Raw genomic sequence first — 15,260 nt, 5'->3', positions numbered from 1 at the left:
TCAAGGCCCTGCCCAATCCTTTGCTTGCACCGACCACCATGGTTTTCATCGCTTGTCTCCTGAACCGCTGTGCCGAGAGGAGCGGGCATGCAAGCAGAGTGGTGGGGTGATATCAATTGAGTGGCTGTTTCCAGATGTTAATCTCAGGTGTTTCAACGATCCCGGGTTGCCTCATGCTGACTGTTATCCGACTTGCCGCCGCACCCGACGCAGTGTGTTTACCTGCAATAGAGCGCAGTGCGGCCCAGTCCTTTCGTGCGATCGAATCCTTGAGCTGGCTGGCCGATGCCGAGGTCATGAGTGTTGAACGTCATCTGCAGTTGATCGCGTTGGGTACGTGTTGGGTGGCGGTGGATGCTGCTGGCCAGGTCCAGGGTTTTCTCAGTGCACAGATGCTTGATGACGACCTGCACATCCATGAACTGTCGGTGGCGCAGGTCATGCAGGGCCGTGGCGCAGGGCGGCAATTGCTTGAGGCCGTGATGAATGAGGCTCGCTCGCGCCGGTTGCGGGCAGTCACCTTGACCACATTTTGCGACGTGCCCTGGAACAGCCCGTTTTATCAGCGGCTGGGATTTGAGCAAGCACATTCGCTGGCGCCGGATCATCGTTTGGCAGAGGCTCTGCGTGAGGAGTATCGTCACGGTTTTGCGCCGGGCAGTCGCTGTGCCATGTCATGGCAGGTCGTAGCGCGTTAAGTAAAGGCACCCCAAGGATTCTCATGTTTATCCGAAACCCCCTCGTCCCCGAACTCATCGTGACGGCCCTCACGAGCAGCCTCGACTTCTGGGTCACCCAGTTGGGATTCGACATTGGTTATCAGCGCTCCGAAGAAGGCTTTGCCTACCTCGACCTGCAAGGCGCGCAAATCATGCTGGAGCAATACGATCCGGATGCCGGCCAGTGGCTGACCGCACCCTTGGAAAAACCCTTGGGACGAGGCATTAACCTGCAAATCGATGTGCCTGCCGTGGCGCCTGTTCTGCAGCGTCTGGCTGCCATCGGCTGGCCGCTGTTCCGCGACGTTGAGGACGCTTGGTACCGGGCGGGTGAGGTGGAAGCGGGGCAGCGGCAGTTCATCGTGCAAGACCCGGACGGCTACCTGGTGCGTCTGGTGCAGCGGTTGGGCGAACGACCTGTGGGGACTCATTCATGAAATACGCCGCTTTACTGGCCATTGCCTTGATCGGTGGGGCCTTCAGTCTCCAGGCTCTCGCAGAAGGCGATGCCCAAGCCGGTGAAAAGCTGTTCAGCAAAACCTGTGGCGGTTGCCATAGCGTCGGCGAAAATGCACGGGGCGGTTTCGGGCCGCAACTCAACGGCATCATTGGTCGACCGGCTGGCACCACCACTGACTATCAGTATTCAGATGCGATGAAAAATTCAGGCGTGGTCTGGACGCGGGACAAGCTGGCCGCCTATATCGAGGCGCCGAAAAAGGTGGTGAGCGGCACCCGGATGATTTTCTGGGGGATCAGCGATCAGGAGAAAATCGACAACTTGCTGGCGTACCTTGCGACATTTCAGGCGCAATAAACACCGATCCCAAGACAAGGATTTCACTCCATGGTCGCACCGCGTATCCGGGCGCTTGCCCTTTGTATCTTTCACCGCAACGGTCGAATTCTGGTTCACGAATTCCAGGATGCGGTGAAACAGCAGACAGTCTTTCGCCCCATCGGTGGCGGCATCGAATTCGGTGAACGCAGCGCCGAGGCCATCGTGCGAGAAGTCCAGGAGGAACTGGCGCAGCCGATTCACAGCCTGCGCCTGCTCGGCACGCTTGAAAGCATCTTTACCTACGACGGCCACCCCGGACACGAGATCGTCCAGGTCTACGATGGTCAATTTGCGGATCAGAGCCTATACGAGCAGCCGTATCTTGACGGTGCTGAAAGCAACGGTTTTGCGTTCAAGGTGAGTTGGAAGGGCAGCTCAAGCTTCACCGCGCAGTCGCCACTGGTACCGGAAGGGCTTTACGCGCTGCTCAAGGGCGCCGCGCTACTGGATTGACGGCACGCGTCCCGATAATGCTTCGGGGCCTTTCCTGTCACTCGCTTGAAGGCGTTGCTGAACGCACTTTCAGAACCGTACCCCAACGACTGCGCTAACACGCCCACTGACAGATTCCCCTCGCGCAACGCTCGTTGCGCAAGGCGCATGCGCCACTCGGTCAGGTACGCCAACGGTGGTACCCCGGCAACGCTCTTGAAGTAGTGCGAAAAGGTGGTGCGCGACATCGCAGCCGCCGTAGCCAGGTCTTCCAGTGTCCAGGCACGCCCCGGCTCGCTGTGTATCAAGCGCAGCGCGGGGGCCAGGCGCTTGTCGCTGACCGTGCGCAGCCAGCCTTCGGGTAATACGCCCGAGGTCTCGACATAGGCCCGCAGGATCTGGATAAACATCAACTGCGCCAGTTGCGCCGACGCCAAGCTTGCCCCGAGCAAATTGGCTTGCCCCTCATGTGCCAACTGGCCGAGTAGCCATTGCACGATTGTCGCTTGCGGCGACGTGGCCCGCACGTGGATCAGGGGCGGCAGCGCGTTGGCCAGCAGGCCGCCACTCTCCGGGTCCAGTTGCACGTAGCCGCCGATTTGCACACAGCCCTGGCCGTCACCGATTTGCGGGAAGCGGCCGGCGTCAGCGAATAATTGCCGCGCTTCCAAAGGCGCGACCGACACATCGCCTGCAAGCACAAACGAGCGTTGCGCACACAGCAGGAACACATCGCCCGCCTCAATCAACACCGGCGCCAGTTCGCCATCCATCCACAACCAGCACTGCCCCTTCACCACCCCGAAAAACTTGATCTTGTCCGGCGCGGGAAAACGCAGGGCCCAGGCGCCGCCCGCGCTGAAGCCGCCGGTCATCACCGATTGGGCATTCACGAACGTGAGAATCTCGGAAAACGGGTCGCTGGGCATATTCGTACTTTTACGCATGTAAATGGGATAATCGAGTATTCAGAGTACGGCTTTCGAGGGGTAGCGTGTTAACCACACGTCCAATGGAGACTCTGTCATGCCCACAGTACAAAAACCGATCCACAGCGGCTATGGAGCAGCAACCACCGTCGCCGAAGTCATCCGGGGCGTCGATCTCTCGGGCAAGGTGGCGATTGTCACGGGCGGCTACTCCGGCATTGGCCTGGTCACCGCCCGTACCCTGGCTGCCGCGGGCGCCCGCGTGATCGTCCCGGCCCGTGACCTGGCCAAGGCACGCGCCGCACTCAAACCTTACCCACAGCTGCAACTTGAACCCCTGGACTTGATGGACGCCCAGTCCATCGAACAGTTTGCCGAGCGCTTTCTGGCGACAGGCTGCCCGCTGCACCTGCTGATCAATAACGCGGGCATCATGGCGCCGCCGCTGAGCCGCAATGCCCAGGGCTACGAATCTCAGTTTGCGACCAACCATCTCGGGCATTTCCTGCTTACCCAGCGCCTGTGGCCGGCCTTGCAGCGCGCCGAAGGTGCACGGGTGGTGACGCTGTCCTCACGGGGGCATGTGCACGGCGCCGTCGACTTTGACGACTGGAATTTCGAGCGCCAGGCCTACGATCCATGGAGGGCCTACGGTCAGTCCAAGACTGCCAATGCGCTGTTTGCCGTGCATCTGGATACGCTCGGTGCGGCGAGTGGGGTAAGGGCTTTTGCGGTGCATCCCGGTGGAATCATTACCGATCTGGTGCGGCACATGAAGCCTGAAGTCTTGCAGGCATCAGGCTATGTCGACGAGCACGGGAAACCGGTGATCGACCCTGAGCGGAACATGAAAACCCCGGAGCAAGGCGCGGCCACCAGTGTGTGGTGCGCGGTGAGTGGGCAGTTGGCGGGAATGGGCGGGGTCTATTGCGAGAACTGTGATGTGGCGGCGGCAGTGAGTGCGGAATCGGAAGAGCAGTTGGGTGTCAGGCCGTGGGCGGTGGATACCGGGTTGGCGCAGCGGCTGTGGATACTTAGCGAGCAGCTTGTCGCAGGGCGATAGGCCGCAGTGTGGGGTCAGCTCACTGACCCCATCGGCCCATCAAGAACCCTGCGGCGTTTCTCCGCGCGCCAAACGCGCATTGATATCGTCGATCACCGCCGGCAGTTCGACGATGGTGTCGATCAGGTAATGCGGCCGCGAGCCCTCGAACATCTGTGTAATGCGCGCACGCTCCAGCGCCAGCTCAGCAGCAGGCAGCGCCTTGTATTGCTCGTAGGTCAAACCCAGTGCGTTGCCGGAACAGGTCAATGCCACCGTCCACATGCCGGCGCTACGGCCTTCCAGGATCCCCGGCCAGGTGTCGTCGACCTTCACGCACGCGGCCACATCGCTGACCCCCAGGGCAATCACGTTGGCCAGTGCCTGCGCCGGATGCGGGCGCCCGTTGGGCACTTCGTCGGTCGCCACCACATGGTCGGCGACGTAGCCGTTCTGTCGCGCCAGCTCGACCACCTTGGCCATCACCACCGCCGGGTACCCGGAGCAGGAGCCAATCTTCAAGCCCTGCCCGCGCAGGGTGTTGATCGCCTCAAGGGCGCCGGGAATGACCGCCGAGTGCAGCGCGATTTTCTCGATCTGCAACGGCATGAAGCGCTCATACAGTGCGGTGACATCCTCGTCAGTCGGCAAGCGATCAAATACCGCCCGATAACGCTCGGCAATCTGTGGCAGGTTGCACAAGGTGCGGATGTGATCCCACTTGCCCATGCCCATCGGGCCGCGGGCTTCCTCCAGGGAAACGGCGACGCCGAACTCACCGAACGCCTCGACAAAAATCTGCGTGGGGGCGAAGGAACCGAAGTCGACGACGGTGCCGGCCCAGTCCAGGACCACGGCTTGCAGCTTGGAAGGTTGTTGGTAGTGCATGGCAAGTCTCCATTTTCAGGTGTGAGCAGGCCGTCCCTCTCTCAAAGAAGAGGTAAGCGCCTGGTGAGGGTTTAAACGGTCAAGACGATCAGGTGGCCGGGATTGGGCTGGCCTCGAATAGCTCGGCGATCATCGGTCGGTTGCGGCGGATGCCCAGGCAACACAAGTGGTAGTCGATGAAAAACGGATGGTCGACGAAGGTGATCGGCGTGGTGCCCGGGGTTTCGGCGTATTCCACGGCAGACACAAAGCCGATGCCGATGCCCTTGGTGATCGCGTGCACAATGGCTTCGCGACTGTTCAGCTGCATCACGCAGTTCACGGCGATGCCCTGGCGCTTGCAGCTTTCTTCCACCAGTTGCCGGGTGCGTGAGCTTTTCTCGCGCATCACCCACTTTTCGCGGCTGATCTGTTCCACGTGCACCTCTTTCTGCCGGGCCCACGGGTGGTCATCGCGCACCACCGCAATAATCGGATAGCGCCGGTACAGCTGGGTATCGAAGCGCTGGTCGAACTCCGAAAGGGCCAGGATCGCCACGTCGATATCGAAGTTGAAGAGCCGGTCCAGGGTTTCCTTTTCCGGGGAAAACGAGGTTTCCAGTTCGATGTCCGGGTGGCGCTGCATCAGCTCGTAGGTCAGGTTCATCGCGATCGGCGGCGACACCGCGCCCAGGCGCAGCAGCCCGGTCTTGCGCTGCTTGAAACTCTGCAACAGTTGCATGGCTTCATCCTCCTGGCCGAACAGCCCCTGGGTGATCCCGTAAAGGGCGTGCCCGGCGGCACTCATCTCGATAAACCGCCCGCGACGGTGGAACAGCTCCACCGAGAACTGCTTCTCCAGCCCGTTGACCTGCTCGCTGACCGTCGGCTGGCCGACGCTCAGGTATTCGGCGGCGAGGGTGAAACTGCCGGTCTTCGCCACCGCATGAAACGAGCGCAGCCACTTGTGGTACTGGTACATAACGAGTCCTGTTCCTGAGGTCCGCCGGGCCGGTCATCAACGTCGGATAAACAACGCCACCGCTGCGCTGCACAGGCAGGCCGAGGTCACGACGATGAAGATCAGCGAGGTATTGCCGGTACTGTCGAGCATACTGCCGATCAGCGGTTCCGCCAGGCCGGCGAACAGATAGGATGAGAAATTCATCACGCCCGTGGCCGTACCCGCACGCTTGGCGCCGACCAGGTCCGGGCACAGCGCCCAGAAACTCGACGCCGGGCCATACACGAAGAACCCGCAGAGGAACAACGCTACCAGGCCGATTGCGCTGTGGGGCGGCAAACTCCACATCCACAGGCTGGTGGCGGCGCCGAGGAACATGTAGAGCATGATCGCCAGGTAGCGTTTGGAGCCGAACAGCTTGTCCGAGACCCAGCCGTTGCTCAGGGCGCCGATGGCCATGCCCACCGGCAGGGCCACGGTGATCCACTTGGGGTCGATCATGCTGTCGCCGCTTTTCCAGTTGGCCCCGAGGAAGTGCACCGGCACCCAGACGATCAGGCCGTAGCGGGCGGCGTTCTGGAAACCCAGGGAGATCGCGGCGATGATCAGCCGCGGATTTTTCAGCACCGCCTTGTAGCGCTGCGCCGAGGATTCGACTTCGCCGTGGGCCACTTCATGATTCTTGTCTTCGGCATTCGCCACGCCAGTATCGGCCAGGGGCTCGAAGCCCATGTCTTGAGGCCGCTCGCGGGCCACCAGGTAGAAAATAATGCCGCCCGCCAACATCAACAGCACCGGCAGGCGGAAGATCCAGCGCCATTCCAGTTGGAACACTTCCAGCACCACGATGGAGGTGACGTACGACAGGACCGAGGCGCACCCGGCGGCGAACACATAAAAGCCATACACCTTGCCGCGCTCGCCGGCGCTCCACCAATTGGAAATCAACCGGCTGCCGGGTGCCCAGCCGAGAGCCTGGAAGTAACCGTTGATGCCCCACGGCAGGATCAACCCGGCAAAGCCGCCGGCGAAACTGGTGACCCAGTTGGCCGCGCAGGACAGCACCGCGCCCAGGGTCATGATGCGGCGGCCGCCGAACTTGTCGGCGAGGTTGCCGTTGATCGCCTGGCCAATCGCGTAGGCCCAAAGCATCGCCGCGGAGGCCCAGCCGAGGGTTTCCTTGGTCAGGCCGAACTCGGCCTGGATCCCGGGGATGGCAAAGCCGAAGGTCTGGCGGCCGGTGTAGAAAAACAGATAACAAAACATCGCCGCCAGCAGCATGCGCCACTGGGCTACGCGAAACGATGAGGTACGGACGGCAGGAACAGGCAGCACGTGTGCACGATTCATGATGTTTTCCTTATTGTTATTCGCCCCGGCGACCGCAGCCGCTGGGGGGCACTCTTGATAGGTGCAACAGGAAACGACTGAATTACGGTGAGTCTAGGCCGCTTGCGCGCCGATGAAATTCTTGCCGCGTGCGCCTTGCAGGGCGAAGCGGATCATCGCCTCGGCCTCGGTGGCATTCACGCCGTAGTCGGCAAATTCGGTCTTCACGTCCAGGCTGTGGAGGAAGTCGCGCAACTGCGCCTGGGCCTGCTGCAGGTCGGTGCCGAATACCCGTTGCAGAGTGCGGTCCCGCGCGGCGTCGTGCCCCCATGCCAGGCCCAGTACCAGCGGCAAAGTGAAGGAACAGGCGATGCCATGGGGCAGGCCGTGGTGCAGAGTCATCTCATAAGAGATGGAGTGGGCGAGGGCGGTCTTGGTGTTGGAAAAAGCCAGGCCGGCTTTCAGCGCCGCCAAGGCCATGCGCGAGCGCAATTCCTGGTTGCCGAGGTCACGCCGCAAGCGCGGCAGGCATTCCAGGATGTCTTCGATGGCGGAGATGGCGAAGGTGTCCGAGACCGGGTTGGCGTTGACGTTCCAGATCGATTCCAGCGCATGGGACAAGGCATCCAGCCCGGTGGACACCGTGACCCCGGCCGGCACCGTCAGCATCAACTGCGGGTCGATGATCGCCACTGTCGGCCAGGTGCAGTCCAGGTGCAGCGAATACTTCTTGAGGCTGGCGGAGTCCCAGATCGTCGCCCATGGCGTGACTTCGCTGCCGGTGCCGGCGGTGGTCGGTGCGGCAATCAATAGCTTGTGGCGGGCCGGCGCGAAAGGTTTACCGGTGGCCAGCAACGCCAGCAGCTCGTCGAAATCCCCGGAATCTGTGCCGACGATCAAGGCCTTTGCCGTATCAATTGCACTGCCACCGCCGACGGCGACCACCACCTGGCAGTCACCGGCCTGCAGCCAGAAACGCTCGTAGGTGTCGCGCAGTTGGGCCACGTCAGGGTTGGGCTGTACGTCTTCAATGACGTACACCAGGCGCTCACCCAGCAGGTCCTGGATGCGGTCTACCAAACCGAGCCCGCGGGCTTCGGGAAAGGTCACGAGGGCGACGCTCTGGCCTTCGGTAAGAGCGGCGAGTTCTTGCAGGCAGCCCCAGCCGAAGCGGGTGTCTACCGGGTTGTGGAAGCGGGCAGTCATGGCGGGTTCCTGGTTTTTGTTATTGGAAGTGCCGCCATAGTCGGGGAGGGTGAGGTGGACCTCAAATCGATAGATTGTGGGGATGGATTGGCTGGGCCGATAGTACAGCCCGACCGTCAGGTGACTTCAGCGCACGTTCCGGAACAACATCAATCGCGCACTCTCATGCAGGCCACGGGTCAGCCCCTGCAACCGCTCAAACTCCTCGGGATACTGCTGAGCCACATTGTCCCTCGGCGTTTGCGACGCCAGGTCATGCAGGGTCGGCGAGCTGCCGTCGTGCTCCATTTGCAGCAGGAAGTCCTTGGTCACGCCGCCGATCAGCGGGAACGTGCCCTCGCGCAATACCAGCGGCACCACGCGCTCGCCTTCCGGCGCAGGTTGCTGGATATCCCGGCCCATCGCGCCATTGCGGAACGGTATGCCCGCCATGCCGGCCACGGTCGGCAGCAGGTCCGCCAGGCCGACGGCTTCTTCGATCACCCGGGGTTGCAGGCCGGGCGCGTGGATCATCATCGGCACGTTGTTGCTTTCCAGCCCAAGCTGCTCGAATGCCGGCGCCATGTGCGGAATCTGGCTGATTCGGGTGTTGTGGTCGCCGAAAAACACGAAGATGGTGTTGTCGTAGTAACCGCCAGCCTTGGCGATTTCCATCAGGCGGCCGATGTTGAAGTCCAGCAGGCGCACGGCGTTGTACTGCTCGACGCTGCGGCTGCCTGCGGCCTGGACTTGTTCCACGGTGAGGTCATGCACCTTGAAGCCATCGTTGGTCTTGGGGATGGTAAACGGTCGGTGGTTGCCGGAGGTTTGCAGGTAGGCGAAGAACGGTTGGTCCTTGGGGATGGCCCGCAGCAGTTCGTCGCCTTCCTTGAACAGGTCCAGATCCGAAACGCCCCACACGTCCACCCGTGGCGAGCGCCAGTGGCTTTCGTCATACAGCTTCACGCCGTCGATGCTCTGGCGGATCAAGGCGTTGATATTCGCCCAGCCGGCATTGCCGCCGATCATGTAGAGCTTCTGGTAGTCCTCGAACGCATTGATCAAGGTGTGTTGCCGGGTGATCAGCGGGTTGCGGGTCGCCGTCTCCTGGCGGGTAACGTCGGGCACGCCGGTGATGCTCGCCCACACGGTTTTGGCGGTGCCGGTGACGGGCACGTAGAAGTGTTTGAAGAACCAGCTTTCCTTCGCCAGCTTGTCGAGGTTCGGCGTGGGGTTCAGCGGGTTGCCATAGGCGCCCACGGCGCTGGTGCCGAGGGACTCGAGCATCACGAAGATCACGTTCGGCGGGCGCTCGCCCTTGAGCCGATAAGGCTGCACGGCTTGTTCACGGGCGAAGTTCAACTGCTCGGGGTCGGGCTGGCTGACCCCCAGATAATTCGCGACTTGCGGGTAATGCTCTCGCACCCGCGCCTCATCGAATTGCGACTGGCCGACCTTGAGGGTGTCGTACAGAAACAGCACCGGGTTGAGGCCCACGGCGGCGATCTGGTTGTTGCCGGAAAAGAACGCGTCGCTCCAGCGCAGAGGCACCGGGTTTTCGATATTGAGGTTGGCGACGCGGCCGAGCAGGGCCAGCAATACCGCGATCACGCCGACGGTGGCCACGGATGCGATGGCCAACTTGCCAATGGGTTTGCGTTCGCCATCCAGGGTGATGCGTTCAAGGCGAACCAGGGCGTAGGTCCATAGGCCGACGGCGGCAAGCCAGCTCAAGGTTATCCACAGCACCGGGTAGGTTTCCCACACCATCTGTTGTGAAATCTGCGCGTCTTCCAGGTAACGCAGCACCGTGGCGTTGATGCGCACACCGAGGTAGGCGTAGTGGCCGAAGTCGATGATGTACACCAGCCCGACGATGGCCAGCGCCAGCAGCAGATAACCCCGTGCCAGCCAGCGCAGGGCGGGGACAGTCACCAGGTTCCAGCGTGGCAGCCAGGCGAGCAGTGCCAGGGGCAACAGGATCAGCACCGCCAGGCGCAGGTCGAAACGCAGGCCGATGCCCACGGTTTCCAGCAGTGCGGGCTCCCTCAGGCCGACCCCGGAAAATCCCCATACAAACACCAGCCGCAGTGCCGCCAGCAACGCAAATACCAAACCGATCGCGCCCACGCCGTAGCGCAGGCGGCGCGAGTGCAACCATCCCATCATTGACCTCTGTGCAATTTTAAAAGAGGGCGCCAGGCAGCCATCGCCAGCATCCACAACCCGGCCACCAGGCAGTAGCCCGTCAGCAGTGGGTCGATCAGATAGTCCCAGTAGTTTTCCGAGGCCTTGAGCCGCAGCGCGAACGCCAGGGTGCCCGCCGCGAGCATCCACACCGCCAGCGTATTACGCAGCCAGAGCATCAACAGTGCTGCCGCGCCTATCAGCACGATCATCGGCCGAGGGTTGAAACCCCAGCGGTAGGGGTCGAAATACGTCAGGCCCATCGTCGCCGGGTACAGCACCAGGCTCAGGGCGCCAAACAGCAACAGCACCTGGACCTTCTGCGGGCGCTGGAGCGGCTGCACCACGCCCAACCGGCACAGGCTGACCCACACCAACAACACCAGGGTGCTGATGGCCAGGTCATCGGTGAAGCTGCGCACATACGCCGCCAACGGCAGTTCGTTGACCGGGATAAAACTTACCACCACCAACACCGGCAGCAGCCAGGGGCGCCAGGGTGTTGTGACGCGCAACAGGCTGAGCAGCACAAAACCCAACAGCACAAAACTCAAATGCGCTTGCCATACAGAAACCATCACAGGCGCTCCGACAGCCAGGCTTCGTTGAAGCTGACATGTTTGATAAAGGTGTTATTCCACGAGTACACCAGGTGGTACATGCCGTCCGGGCTGCGGCTGAAGTACGGGTACTCGTATTCGAAATCGCAGCCACGGGGCTTGCACACCCGGTAATCCAGGTTGCTGAGGAAGCGTTGTTCCAGCGGCAGGCGCAGGGCGCCGCTGGAGGCGCGGAAGCCTTCGCCGATAATTTCCTTGTAGGCCGCAGGGGAGAACGGTTGGCCCAAGGGGTCGGGGGATTGATCCAGTTCCACCACGGTGCGCCACTGATTGAGCTTGGCATCGGTGCCGTACAGGCTGAGCTTGAAGCGGCCGTCCTGCAGGTCGTTGAGGGCCACGAGCAAACCGTCGCCTTCAGTGCTGACGGCTGCCAGCGAGGAGTTGGGATTGGACGGTTCCAATGGGTAAGGCTCGCTCCAGGTTTGGCCGGCGTCTTCGGTGCGACTGGCGAGGACTCGGTGATGGGTTTCGCCGGCGTAACGCAACATGGCGATGGCGCGTTGGCCGTCCTGCGGGACGATGGTCGGCTGCAGCGAGTTCTTCCCACGGCTGATACGGAATTTGTCGACCACCGCACCGTCGGGGCTCAAGTACAGGTACTCGGCGAATTTGCCCATGAACTCGTGGTACACCGGCAGGCCGATGGAACCGTCGGCGTGGAATACCGGTGCGGCGCGCACCAGCGTGCTGATATTGAAGAAAGGCGAGGTGATCAGTTGCCGAGGGGCCGACCAGTTCGTCCCCAGGTCATCCGAGACCATCACGTTGATCGCGCTGGTGGCCCAGCCGCCTACCGACACCGAAACGTAGAACATCCACAGGCGATTGTCCGGTGCCAGGGCGATCACCGGGTTGCCCAGCTTGCGGATGTAGCGGTGCGTGCCGTCGCGCGTGCTTTCGCGGGTGGCCAATACTTGCTCCGGGCCCCACTCGGCGCTTTTCGCGTCAAAGCGCGCGGTGCGCACCTGCACATCGGCGGCGCCCTCGCGGGAACCGGCAAACCACACGGCCATCAGGTCGCCGCCGGGCAGGGCAGTGACCGAGGAGGAGTGCACAAAGTCATTGAGCTGCGAGGAGACAAAGCGGCTGCTGTATTGCGGGGCGGCCGCTGTTGGCGAGCTGTCCTTGGGGCCTTGGGCAAACGGCGCCAATACGTGGGGCGGATGGCTTTGCCAGGCAGCGAAAAACACCACCAGCAGACTGCAGATCATTAAAAGCGGGCGCATAGAGAACCTGTCGGGAAAAAGGATTACTGCGCACGGTCATCCGGCAGGCGCCTCCTGCGGCCGGTGAGCATGGATAACGGCAGGTTGTCCCGCACCTGGATACTTTCAAACAACGCCGCCAGCACATGCACGCCTACCAGGCCGGCCAGTACATTGGCGGCAGTTTCGTGCAACAGCAGCGGCCAATCGGCGCCCCACAGGGCGTCGACTTCCTGCATCAAAAAGCCACTGGCACCGATAGCCAGCAGCGCCAGCAACATCAGAATCATCACCAGCGCGCCAATGGGCGAATGGCCCAGGCGGTGCTGCGGCCGGCGGTTGAGCAGTGAACGCACATGGCCCATGAGCCGTTCCGGCGTTGGCCAGAAGTCCGCCCAGCGCGCGCTGCGCGGACCGACAAATCCCCACACCAACCGCACCAGCAACCAGGCCATGGCGTAATAGCCCAGCCATACGTGCCAGTCGTCGCCTGCTTCGTTGAAGAAGTAATTGGCCACAAAGACGCCGGCGATGGAGAGGTGAAACACCCTCACCACCGGGTCCCAGAGGCGCAGGGAGGTTGCTGGCATCAGCCCTTGATCTCTGTCTTCACGGCCTTGCCGGTGACTGGATCGTGGTAGATCTCGACCTTGCGCTTGTCCTTGTCAAAGCCATAGATCTCGTAGCAGTTGCCGTCAGTAACCTTGAACTTGCTGATCTCGTAGCCCTGGGCCTTGAGTTGCTCCTGAAAGGCCTTCTGGTCCTGCCATTGCGAGCGCTCGGCAGTGGTGCATTGCGGGCCGGCGAAGGCCATGGGGCTGGCGATAATCAGCGACAGCAAGAGAATTTTGCGCATGGAAGCACTCTCAGCAGATGTGGGAGATTTCACTGTGCAAAACCAACCTTAGCGAAAGCTTAGTTGGCAACGGCCCGTAACATCTTTCCCGAAATAGCCTCGACGGTTACACGGCATCATGCCGCCGGTTACTCCAGAGAATCAGTTATGCGCCTGCTCCTTGTCGAAGATGATCGTGCCCTTGGCCAAGGGATCCGCGTGGCCCTGGGCGCCGAAGGCTACACCCTGGACTGGTTGCAGGATGGCGTCAGCGCCTTGCACGCGTTGCGCACCGAAAGCTTCGACCTGCTGCTGCTCGACCTCGGCCTGCCGCGCCTTGACGGCCTCACACTCCTGCAAACCCTGCGCGCCGAGCAATACGACCTGCCGGTGCTGATCCTTACCGCCCGCGACGGCACCGCCGAGCGCATCGCCGGCCTGGACGCCGGCGCCGACGACTACCTGGTCAAACCCTTCGACGTCGAAGAGTTCAAGGCCCGTGTGCGCGCCCTGTTGCGCCGCAGCCAGGGCCGCGCGCAGCCATTGCTGGAGCATGCGGGCGTGAGCCTGGACCCGGCGACCCAACAGGTCAGCTATCAAGGCGAGGACGTTGTGGTGACGCCGATGGAATACCAACTGCTGCACCAACTGATGGTGCGCCCCGGCAAAGTCGTCACCCGCGAACGTCTGTCCCGCGCGCTGTACGGCTGGCAGGACCGCGTCGAAAGCAACACCCTCGAAGTCCTTATCCACAACCTGCGCAAAAAACTCTCCACCGAACTGATCCGCACCGTACGCGGCGTGGGCTACGTGGTGGAACTCAAGCCATGAACTCGGTCCGCGCGCGCATCCTCATTCCGGTGCTGGTGCTGATCCTGCTGGGTGATGGCCTGATCAGTTGGCTCGTGCTGCGGGACAGCCACCACGAAATCGAAGAAGTCTACGACGCTCAACTCGCCCAAAGTGCCCGTTTGCTGCAAGGCGTACTGCGCCAGCGCGACCCCGGCGATGCCGACTGGGACCGCCTCTACCAGGCTTTCGATCAAGCCATGAGCCGCGTCGGCGAAGACGGCGCCGCGCACCCCTACGAAACCCGCCTGACCTTCCAGGTATGGCGCGCCGACGGCCAACTGCTGGTGCGCTCCACCGACGCGCCGATCCTCAACGCACCGCCCACCACCCTCGGGCCTCACGACCTGATGGAAAACGGCAATGACTGGTGCGCGTTCATGCTCGCCGACATGCAACAAGGCCTGCTGATCTGGGTGGGCGAGCGCGACGACATTCGCCAGGACGTGATCCAGCGCATCATCCGCCACACCCTCTGGCCCATCCTGATTGGCGTGCCGCTGCTGGCGTTGTTGATCTGGCTGACCATCGGCTGGGGCCTCAAGCCCCTGCGCGCCATGGCCCAGGCCATTCGCGGGCGGGACAGCAATACGTTGCGACCGCTGCAACTTGAACCGTTGCCGGCGGACCTGGAACCGATGCAAACCGCGCTGAACCGCCTGCTGGTGCAGGTGGATGACCTGCTGGAGCGGGAGCGTCGGTTTATCGCGGACGCGGCGCATGAACTGCGCACGCCGTTGGCGATATTGCGCATTCACGCGCAGAACGCCCAGAGCGCGGAAACCGAGGAGCAGCGGCGAGAGGCGTTGGACTTCCTGGTGAATGGCGTGGACCGGGCGACGCGTATTGGCAGCCAACTGCTGACCATGGCGCGCATCGAACCGCAGTTGAACAACACCGTACGAGTGCGTGTGCCGTTGACGGAGTTGGTGCGCGAAGAACTTGCGGAACTGACGCCCCTGGCGATGGAGAAAGGCGTTGAGTTGGTGCTGGAAGGGGATGAGGAATGCTGGATTGAAACGGACCCGATAGCGTTGGCGATTGCGCTGCAGAACCTGGTGACCAATGCGCTGAATTTCTCGCCGGCGGGGAGTGAGGTGAGGGTGATGGTGCGGGGGACGACGGATTCGGGCGTGGTGCAGCTGTGTGTGGAGGATGCGGGGCCGGGGATTGATGAAGGGGAGATTGGGCGGTTGTTCGAGCGGTTTTATAGCCGTGGGAATGCAAATGGGGCGGGGTTGGGGTTGGCGATTGTG

General features: G+C 62.1%; 17 protein-coding genes. 7 read left to right on the top strand and 10 right to left on the bottom strand.

Translation table 11 applies throughout. The annotated features are described in order from the left end of the window. The first annotated feature begins 173 nt into the window (after positions 1 to 173). The 4 genes from HX873_RS10370 to HX873_RS10355 are packed head-to-tail and all read left to right on the top strand — an operon-like array spanning position 174 to position 2,013. Entirely contained in the window at positions 174 to 698 is a 525-nt protein-coding gene (locus HX873_RS10370) for a GNAT family N-acetyltransferase (protein ID WP_177116676.1), read from the top strand. 23 nt (positions 699 to 721) lie between these two features. Next, positions 722 to 1,156, top strand: a complete 435-nt coding sequence (locus HX873_RS10365) for a VOC family protein (protein ID WP_087695151.1) — start codon at positions 722 to 724, stop codon at positions 1,154 to 1,156. After that, complete coding sequence (locus HX873_RS10360; RefSeq protein WP_087695150.1) at positions 1,153 to 1,536, top strand: cytochrome c family protein; 384 nt, start codon at positions 1,153 to 1,155, stop codon at positions 1,534 to 1,536. The genes HX873_RS10365 and HX873_RS10360 overlap by 4 nt, the downstream gene beginning before the upstream one ends. A gap of 30 nt (positions 1,537 to 1,566) precedes the next feature. Beyond that, the gene (locus HX873_RS10355) at positions 1,567 to 2,013 is read left to right on the top strand and encodes an NUDIX hydrolase (protein WP_177116675.1); all 447 of its coding nucleotides are present in this window, start codon (positions 1,567 to 1,569) and stop codon (positions 2,011 to 2,013) included. Here the strand turns inward: HX873_RS10355 and HX873_RS10350 are convergent. Next, positions 1,977 to 2,921 carry an AraC family transcriptional regulator gene (locus HX873_RS10350; protein ID WP_177122646.1) on the bottom strand — a complete coding sequence of 315 codons (945 nt, stop codon included), beginning with the start codon at positions 2,919 to 2,921 and terminating at the stop codon, positions 1,977 to 1,979. The two genes, HX873_RS10355 and HX873_RS10350, sit on opposite strands and share 37 nt — an antisense overlap. 97 nt (positions 2,922 to 3,018) lie before the next feature. Here HX873_RS10350 and HX873_RS10345 point away from each other — a divergent pair, with 97 nt between their 5' ends. After that, positions 3,019 to 3,984, top strand: a complete 966-nt coding sequence (locus tag HX873_RS10345; protein ID WP_177069717.1) for an oxidoreductase — start codon at positions 3,019 to 3,021, stop codon at positions 3,982 to 3,984. 39 nt (positions 3,985 to 4,023) lie between these two features. Here the strand turns inward: HX873_RS10345 and phnX are convergent, their stop codons facing one another. The 9 genes from phnX to HX873_RS10300 all read right to left on the bottom strand — a co-directional run bounded on the left by phnX (position 4,024) and on the right by HX873_RS10300 (position 13,176). Beyond that, the gene (phnX, locus tag HX873_RS10340) at positions 4,024 to 4,851 is read right to left on the bottom strand and encodes a phosphonoacetaldehyde hydrolase (RefSeq protein ID WP_003210349.1); all 828 of its coding nucleotides are present in this window, start codon (positions 4,849 to 4,851) and stop codon (positions 4,024 to 4,026) included. Between the two features lie 88 nt (positions 4,852 to 4,939). Beyond that, entirely contained in the window at positions 4,940 to 5,812 is an 873-nt protein-coding gene (locus HX873_RS10335) for a LysR substrate-binding domain-containing protein (protein WP_087695146.1), read from the bottom strand. Positions 5,813 to 5,848: 36 nt separating this feature from the next. Beyond that, positions 5,849 to 7,144 carry an MFS transporter gene (locus HX873_RS10330; protein WP_102606353.1) on the bottom strand — a complete coding sequence of 432 codons (1,296 nt, stop codon included), beginning with the start codon at positions 7,142 to 7,144 and terminating at the stop codon, positions 5,849 to 5,851. 93 nt (positions 7,145 to 7,237) lie between these two features. Then, complete coding sequence (gene psrA / locus HX873_RS10325; protein ID WP_177122645.1) at positions 7,238 to 8,329, bottom strand: iron-containing alcohol dehydrogenase PsrA; 1,092 nt, start codon at positions 8,327 to 8,329, stop codon at positions 7,238 to 7,240. Positions 8,330 to 8,455: 126 nt separating this feature from the next. Beyond that, a complete protein-coding gene (locus HX873_RS10320; RefSeq protein ID WP_177008164.1) occupies positions 8,456 to 10,474 on the bottom strand; it encodes an LTA synthase family protein in 2,019 nt (672 codons plus the stop codon). Beyond that, a complete protein-coding gene (locus HX873_RS10315; protein ID WP_008438455.1) occupies positions 10,474 to 11,073 on the bottom strand; it encodes a hypothetical protein in 600 nt (199 codons plus the stop codon). Before HX873_RS10315 ends, HX873_RS10320 begins: the two co-directional genes overlap by 1 nt. Next, positions 11,073 to 12,341, bottom strand: a complete 1,269-nt coding sequence (locus HX873_RS10310) for an exo-alpha-sialidase (RefSeq protein WP_256344433.1) — start codon at positions 12,339 to 12,341, stop codon at positions 11,073 to 11,075. The genes HX873_RS10315 and HX873_RS10310 overlap by 1 nt, the downstream gene beginning before the upstream one ends. A 23-nt stretch (positions 12,342 to 12,364) precedes the next feature. Beyond that, a complete protein-coding gene (locus tag HX873_RS10305; RefSeq protein WP_003210336.1) occupies positions 12,365 to 12,910 on the bottom strand; it encodes a cytochrome b/b6 domain-containing protein in 546 nt (181 codons plus the stop codon). Continuing rightward, positions 12,910 to 13,176: a PepSY domain-containing protein gene (locus HX873_RS10300; RefSeq protein ID WP_003210334.1), complete on the bottom strand. Its 267-nt coding sequence runs from the start codon at positions 13,174 to 13,176 to the stop codon at positions 12,910 to 12,912. The genes HX873_RS10305 and HX873_RS10300 overlap by 1 nt, the downstream gene beginning before the upstream one ends. Positions 13,177 to 13,323: 147 nt before the next feature. Between HX873_RS10300 and HX873_RS10295 the strand changes: the two genes are divergently transcribed. Together HX873_RS10295 and HX873_RS10290 are read left to right on the top strand one after the other, a co-directional pair. After that, complete coding sequence (locus HX873_RS10295) at positions 13,324 to 13,986, top strand: response regulator (RefSeq protein ID WP_063033007.1); 663 nt, start codon at positions 13,324 to 13,326, stop codon at positions 13,984 to 13,986. Further along, positions 13,983 to 15,260: sensor histidine kinase (locus HX873_RS10290; RefSeq protein ID WP_177122644.1), on the top strand; the 1,278-nt coding region annotated here is incomplete at its 3' end. The genes HX873_RS10295 and HX873_RS10290, both read left to right, overlap by 4 nt.

The organism is Pseudomonas sp. P7758 (genome assembly GCF_013386485.1).
Lineage (GTDB): Bacteria > Pseudomonadota > Gammaproteobacteria > Pseudomonadales > Pseudomonadaceae > Aquipseudomonas.
This window is presented reverse-complemented; position numbering and strand designations above follow the sequence as displayed.